5 protein-coding genes are annotated in these 6525 nt (G+C 27.8%); 1 reads left to right on the top strand and 4 read right to left on the bottom strand.

From position 1 onward, the window contains the following. Positions 1 to 102 precede the first annotated feature (102 nt). The 3 genes from E6248_RS11455 to E6248_RS11445 form a co-directional block, all read right to left on the bottom strand. Entirely contained in the window at positions 103 to 1044 is a 942-nt protein-coding gene (locus E6248_RS11455) for a glycoside hydrolase family 25 protein (protein WP_316340935.1), read from the bottom strand. Between the two features lie 81 nt (positions 1045 to 1125). After that, a complete protein-coding gene (locus E6248_RS11450) occupies positions 1126 to 2721 on the bottom strand; it encodes an ATP-binding protein (protein ID WP_316340934.1) in 1596 nt (531 codons plus the stop codon). Continuing rightward, a complete protein-coding gene (locus E6248_RS11445) occupies positions 2699 to 3412 on the bottom strand; it encodes a response regulator transcription factor (protein ID WP_316340933.1) in 714 nt (237 codons plus the stop codon). The genes E6248_RS11450 and E6248_RS11445 overlap by 23 nt, the downstream gene beginning before the upstream one ends. 781 nt (positions 3413 to 4193) lie before the next feature. On the opposite strand from E6248_RS11445, the gene E6248_RS11440 reads away from it, so the two are divergent. Beyond that, positions 4194 to 4457 carry a hypothetical protein gene (locus tag E6248_RS11440; protein WP_316340932.1) on the top strand — a complete coding sequence of 88 codons (264 nt, stop codon included), beginning with the start codon at positions 4194 to 4196 and terminating at the stop codon, positions 4455 to 4457. Between the two features lie 232 nt (positions 4458 to 4689). Here the strand turns inward: E6248_RS11440 and E6248_RS11435 are convergent. Then, positions 4690 to 6525: M56 family metallopeptidase (locus E6248_RS11435; protein ID WP_316340931.1), on the bottom strand; the 1836-nt coding region annotated here is incomplete at its 5' end.

Genomic DNA, 6525 nt, shown 5'->3' with positions numbered 1-6525 from the left:
GAAGAGATAAGAGGTAAAGAAAAAAACTCCTTTCGGAGTTTTAAAAAAACAATTTATTTTTAGTAATAAGGTGCTACCTTTAAAGCAGCCCTAATATTCTCTCTATACTACTACTCTACTTCTAACTTGAGAAGTTTCACCATCATTATCAAAAGCTTCTATTGATACAGTTACTGGAACATTAGTGCTAACTGGTAATTGTCTTAATGGAATTTGGAAACTTGTATCATCCTTATTAACAGTTCCAATCCAATTTCCATTCACAAATAGATTATATCCTAGTAAATCTACATCTGTATTTCTACTCCATGTTGCTCTTAACATACCATTACTCTTAGAAGCATTAAAATTCCTAACCTGCCTTGGTTGCATTAAAAGATCTACACTATCCGGACCCCAGTTTGCATCAACTGGATTTCCTATTCCTGGCACAACTTGCTTATCTGTATATTGCCATATTCTCCATCTAGTCCATCCCCCTAAATTTGGAGGGTAATCAGGATTTATCTCTACATCTGTGTACATGGCAATCCATAAAGGCATGCTCTTTAAAGGTTGAGTTCCATTAGGTAACTTAAAATCATTATATAGTTCGATGAAAAACGCTCCTGTATATAACATAAGTCTTCTTCTTGTTTTACTCTCAAAGCACTTTTTAAACCTTAGTATCCAGTCTATTAATGCCTTTGTACTTATCTTATTATCTATAGGTTCTTCTACATCTAATACTGGAAATAAGTCCCCATAGTTTCTATTACCAAATCCTTCTTGCAATATGTTGATAAAATCATTACATTGTGAATCAGCTGTAGTTAAATCATAAGAAGGTATAGCATAATGATATGCTCCAACTGGTATTCCATAATTTCTTGCTGCTTTTGCATACTCTAAGAACTTTCTATCTACTCTAAACCTTCCTGAACCTGATCCTGAAGATCTAACATATAGAAAATCTATAGTCTTTGCTAAAGTTTCAAAATTAACATTTTGAGTATATTCATTTATGTCGATTCCAAATCTACTATTAGGATTTTTATTTTGCATTTTTCCTCCAAGAAAAATAATCTCTTTATCATTTTATAAATTATTTTCCTAAAGGTTACTTATATCTATGAATATTATTTATTATTTGATTGTTTTTAATTTGATAAAGAAGCTAACTTCATTTTCAACACATTCAGCCCAAATCTTACCTTCATGTAGCTCAACTATATTTTTAGATATAGCTAGCCCTAATCCACTTCCCTTAGTATCTGAATTTCTAGCCTCATCTACTCTATAAAATCTATCAAATAATCTTTCAACTTTTTCTTTAGGTATATTTTCACCATTATTTTTTATTACAATATTAGCATAACCATTATTTTCATATGCAGAAACTACTACTCTTCCTGGCTTAAATGAGTATTTTATTGCATTTGAGAATAAATTTTCAAATACTCTTACCATTTTACCTGCATCAATGTCTACAATAGCCTTTTCATCTACAAATTTCTTTACAACCTCAAGCTCATTCTCTTCAAAGACTGGGATATATTCTTCAATTATTTGAGATAAGAATTCAACTATATTTACCTTAGTTCTTTCTAATACTATACCTCTTGCATTTAATTTATTATATTCAAATAAGTCTTCAATTAATTCCTTAAGCTGAGTTGCTTTATTAAAGGAAATATTTAAATATTCCTTCATCATTTCATCATTTTCATATTTGCCTTCTTTTATAAGCCCAATATAGCCCATAACTGAAGTTAAAGGTGTTCTTAAATCATGTGACACATTAGTAATAAGCTCGCTTTTAGTCTGCTCTGATCTTCTTTCTGCTTCTATTCTATTTTGAATTTCTGAAGCCATGTTATTAATGTTCTCTGCTAAATTCTTAATTTCATCCTTACCCTTTTCCTCAACTCTATATGATAAGTCTCCACTAGAAATAATTCTAACTCCTGATGCAATTTCCTCTATATACTTCATTTTTCTATTTGTAATAATAATAAATATAGAAATAAATAGGATTACTGAAAGTACTAGTGCTAAGAATGAATTTTCATCTACATAATATTCATTAGATATATATGGAGTTGGAGTTTCATAATAAATTAGATAAGCTCTATCCCCTCCGAGATTTACAGGATATAAGAATACCTTCTCATCACCTTCATTTGTTGCAGTATTGCTTTTATCTATTACAGCATAAATATCTAATTTTTCTTGAAAGTCACCATTTACTTTATATAATATCTTACCATCTAAATCTGTAATATAAATTTTAGCTTTACTATAGTTATAATTTTCTAAATAACTATCGATAGTAGCTTTATCACTTAATCCATCAATACTTTCATTATTACTCAAATCCCTTGCAATATTATTTGCTGTTGATTGAATGGATCCAATATCATATTCTATATTTGTTATAGTTCTATTTTTAGCTAGCATATTATTAGCAAAACCATAGAAGAAAAAGGCTGAAACAAAACAAATAGCAAATACAACCATAAGCTCAAATCTAATACTTTTTTCTATATTCTTATATAGCCACTCACATAACCCCTTAATAGTTTCTCCTAATCTAGAATTATAAAATCTATAAAATATCCTCTTTAAAAGGTTTCTAAATCTAGTAACTAGACCTACCTTTTCTTTTTTTATATTTTCTGTGTTTTTCTCATTATTATTTTTATCTTTTTTGTTCTTTCTACCTATCAATTTTATAGCCAACCCCCCATACAGTTTTTATATACTTAGGTTTTCTAGGATCCTCCTCAATCTTTTCTCTTACCTTCCTAATATGAACCATTACGGTATTGTCAGATTGCATAAACTCCTGTTTCCAAACACTATTATAAATATTTTCTATACTAAACACCTTGCCTCTATTTTCAGCAAGCAAAACTAATATATCAAACTCTGTTGGAGTTAATTTAATTTCTTCTCCATCTTTAAAAACTTCATGAGTTTCTAAGTTTATAGTAATATCTTCAACTTCTAATGTATTTTCAAAAGTACTAAGAGCATTTTCCTCATTAGAAGTCTTATTAAATTTCTTATATCTTCTAAGCTGAGACTTGACTCTTGCTACCAGCTCTAAAGGATTAAAAGGCTTAGTTAAATAATCATCTGCACCAGTATTAAGCCCTAGTATCTTATCCATATCCTCAGACTTTGCTGATAACATAATAATTGGCATTTCTCTTTCTTCTCTAATTTTTAGACACGCCTCTATTCCATTAACCTTAGGCATCATTATATCTAAAATAATTAAATCAACCTTTTCTTTTTCTAATAAATTTAAAGCCTCTTCCCCATTTTCAGCTTTTAAAGTTTCATACCCTTCACCTTTTAAATATATATCTACTAAATCTCTTATTTCCTTTTCATCATCAACTATTAAAATTCTTTCATTACTCATATTTTCATTTCCCTCCAAAATCTTATATATAAATAATTTCTAATATAATCATTTATAATTTTCATAAGATAAGTTTATCATACTCTCAATCTTTATTTATATTTTAGGTAAAATATCTTAATAATAAAGATTAAAATTCCTTAAAAAAATCTTAAATGTCATAAAATACACAGGAGTATATAACATATTGTGCTCTGTCTCCGTCGTAAACTCCAAGTCGACCTACGCACAATATGTTATATACTCCTTGAATTATTTTATCTTCTGGATACCTTGCTACTAAAGGAAAAAACTCCTTTCGGAGTTTTAATTGAATTTTAAATTGTGCAGAAATATGTAAATTATTACGTCCTTTCTATGTCGTAAACTCCAAGTCGGCTTACGCGTAATATGTAAAAGACTCCTTGAATAATCTAATTTTGTGGATACAAGGCTACTAAAGGAAAAAACTCCTTTCGGAGTTTTGATTAAATTTAGAATTATATAGAAATAAGTGAAATATTGCGACCTTTCTATGTCGTAAACTTCAAGTCGGCTTACGCATAATATGTAAAATACTCCTGGAATAATCTAATTTTGTGGATACAAGGCTACTAAATGATGAAATTCAGACGGGCTGAATTTCAATGCTTATTGTTAAGCTTATTGAAATTATTGCGAATTAAGTAATAAAAATGTTCTTTGAAAATTGAATAGTACGGTATTGTAAAAATATGTTATAATTAATTCGTAATTGTATTATATTGTGTATAAAGACTTATGAATTTAGGAGTGTTAAGTTATGAAGGAATTGGATTTTAAATTTGGGTCAATGGTTCGTAGGTTTATATTTTTAATGTTATTTTTCGTAGGAATTATACTGATTTTTAACACAACAGCATCTATGATTAATACTGTTGGATTTGATAATTTAACAGGGGAGTCAATAGCTACAGATAAAAGAACTGCATATTTATTAGTTTCTTTGTTTGGATTTGTAGGTTATTTTGTAGAAGTAATACTTGAAAGAAAATATAAAGATATTAAAAAAGAAGATATCAACTAATATTAAACTATTACGAAGGTAAAATTAAATATTAAATTGCTAAAAGTACTGTATTATTCAAAAGAATATACGGTATTTTTTAATGCGCAATTCATTAATATCACGCTAAAAAAGGATATCTACATTGAGAAAATTATCACTTATAACTTTCTTTATAAATATCCTTTTATTTAACTTTATAATATATTTACTGAAGATTTATCCCCTTAAACATATAAAATACATATAGTTTTTATCCAGTATAAGCAGTTATCATCCTGTATTTATTTTCACCAATCTTCTCTATATCTACAAAGTGAAACTTATCTTTAATCCAGCCATCTTCTGATATTACTCCATTACCAGCATACCAAGGACTATTTTCATTTGCAGTCTTTATATCATATGACACTGTTACTGTAAATATATTTTCACCTTCTGAATGTAAATCACATCTTGTTATCTTATAATCTGTTAAAGAAGGTTCTGGCTCTTTATTAATTCCATTAACAAGGTTAAAAATCCAATCTGTACTCTGTATATTAATATATTCTTCGTATATCATTTTTCCTATATATGCTTTATCTTTAGAAGTTGTTTCTATAACTGGATGCACTAAAGCTGCATCTATATAGCCTCCCCTTATATGAGTTACTCTTTTGAAATCACTTCTTCTAATTTCAGTTAAAAAAGTTTTATTATTACCTTCTGCTAATTTATCTGACCACTTTATATTAACATACTCTCCATCAAACTCTCTTAATTCCTGCCATATAGTTTCTCTATTTAATTTAAGCTCACAAACATTCTTATTTAATTTCACTTTTCTAGAATCAATTTTGTAGGATTCATCTCCTAAAATTAAATCAACTGGCTCTAAGGCTCCAAGCCATTGTGATGGATAAGTTAAAGTTATATCAAGATCTGAAATTCTTAAAGCATCTCTACTTTGCTTAACTAGTGGCTCTCCTAAAATCTTGGCTAATGAATCTTTTATTTCACCTGAGTCACCATTATACAAGCATATAATACTATCCTTAAAATATACATTTTCAGCTGACTTCAACTCTTCTATATCTATTAAAATATACTCACTAGCATAATTAATTTCACTATAATCATCACCATTAAATATGCCTATTTCACTTATAGCTGCTTTTGAATCAATATAATCATATATTTTTACTTCTTCATTATTTGCTTTTATAGTATAAAAATCAGCTGAATATCCATTATCCTTAGTTGATAATGATTTTTCTTCAATTAACTTAATTTCTATATTCTTATCCATTAATTGCTTAACTAAAGAATGAAAATTTAAACTTCCGTTCTCAATTACTTCATTAGATACTATATCTCTTTCTTCATAATTCATACTATCATATAAAATTCTAATTTTATCAATTGCTTTATTGCTTGTAGTATATTGAATGCCATTAATGTTAATATAGTTATCTATAAAACTAATATCATAATTTTCCTCTCCAGTTAGCTTAATATTAATCTCCCACCCCTTATATACTTTCTGTTTTTCATCTTTTACTTTAATTGAATTAATATAATCTACAATCTTAATAACATCCTCTTTATTATATATATTTTTACCTCTAGGTGGAGATGACATAACCTTTATAGTAACATCACTTATTTTAGAACTATCAACTAAATTTAAATTTTCCGATTTTAACCTAGTTGTTAATACTACTATAGCTAAAACAGAAATTACCACTATTCCAGCTATTATAGTTCCATATCCAAACTTCTTATTTTCAGCTATATTTTTTATTCTATCCTTAAGTCTCTTTTTGTCTGTTACCATTGATGTTGTACCTGGTATAGGATTTTTAGAATGAATTAACTGAAGTACATTAATTATTGTATTTCCATAGTTTAAATTTTCTTCTTTACCTAGTTTAGTCAATACCATTTCATCACAAGCAGCTTCACAATCACTCCTCATTATATTAAATCCAAGATAAATTATTGGATTAAACCAATGAATAGCTTTTACTATCGATGTTAGCCATGTTACTAAGATATCTCTTCTTTTATAATGGCAAAGCTCATGCATAATTATATATTTCATTTC

The organism is Clostridium sp., from assembly GCF_032552055.1.
GTDB lineage: Bacteria > Bacillota > Clostridia > Clostridiales > Clostridiaceae > Clostridium.
The sequence above is the reverse complement of the archived record's forward strand: the minus strand, read 5'-3'. Positions and strand labels throughout refer to the sequence as shown.

Excerpts from the sequence above, each read along its gene's own strand:
- E6248_RS11455 (WP_316340935.1), bottom strand. The coding sequence starts at position 1,044 with ATGCAAAATAAAAATCCTAATAGTAGATTTGGAATCGACATAAATGAA.
- E6248_RS11445 (WP_316340933.1), bottom strand. The coding sequence starts at position 3,412 with ATGAGTAATGAAAGAATTTTAATAGTTGATGATGAAAAGGAAATAAGA.
- E6248_RS11440 (WP_316340932.1), top strand. The coding sequence starts at position 4,194 with ATGAAGGAATTGGATTTTAAATTTGGGTCAATGGTTCGTAGGTTTATA.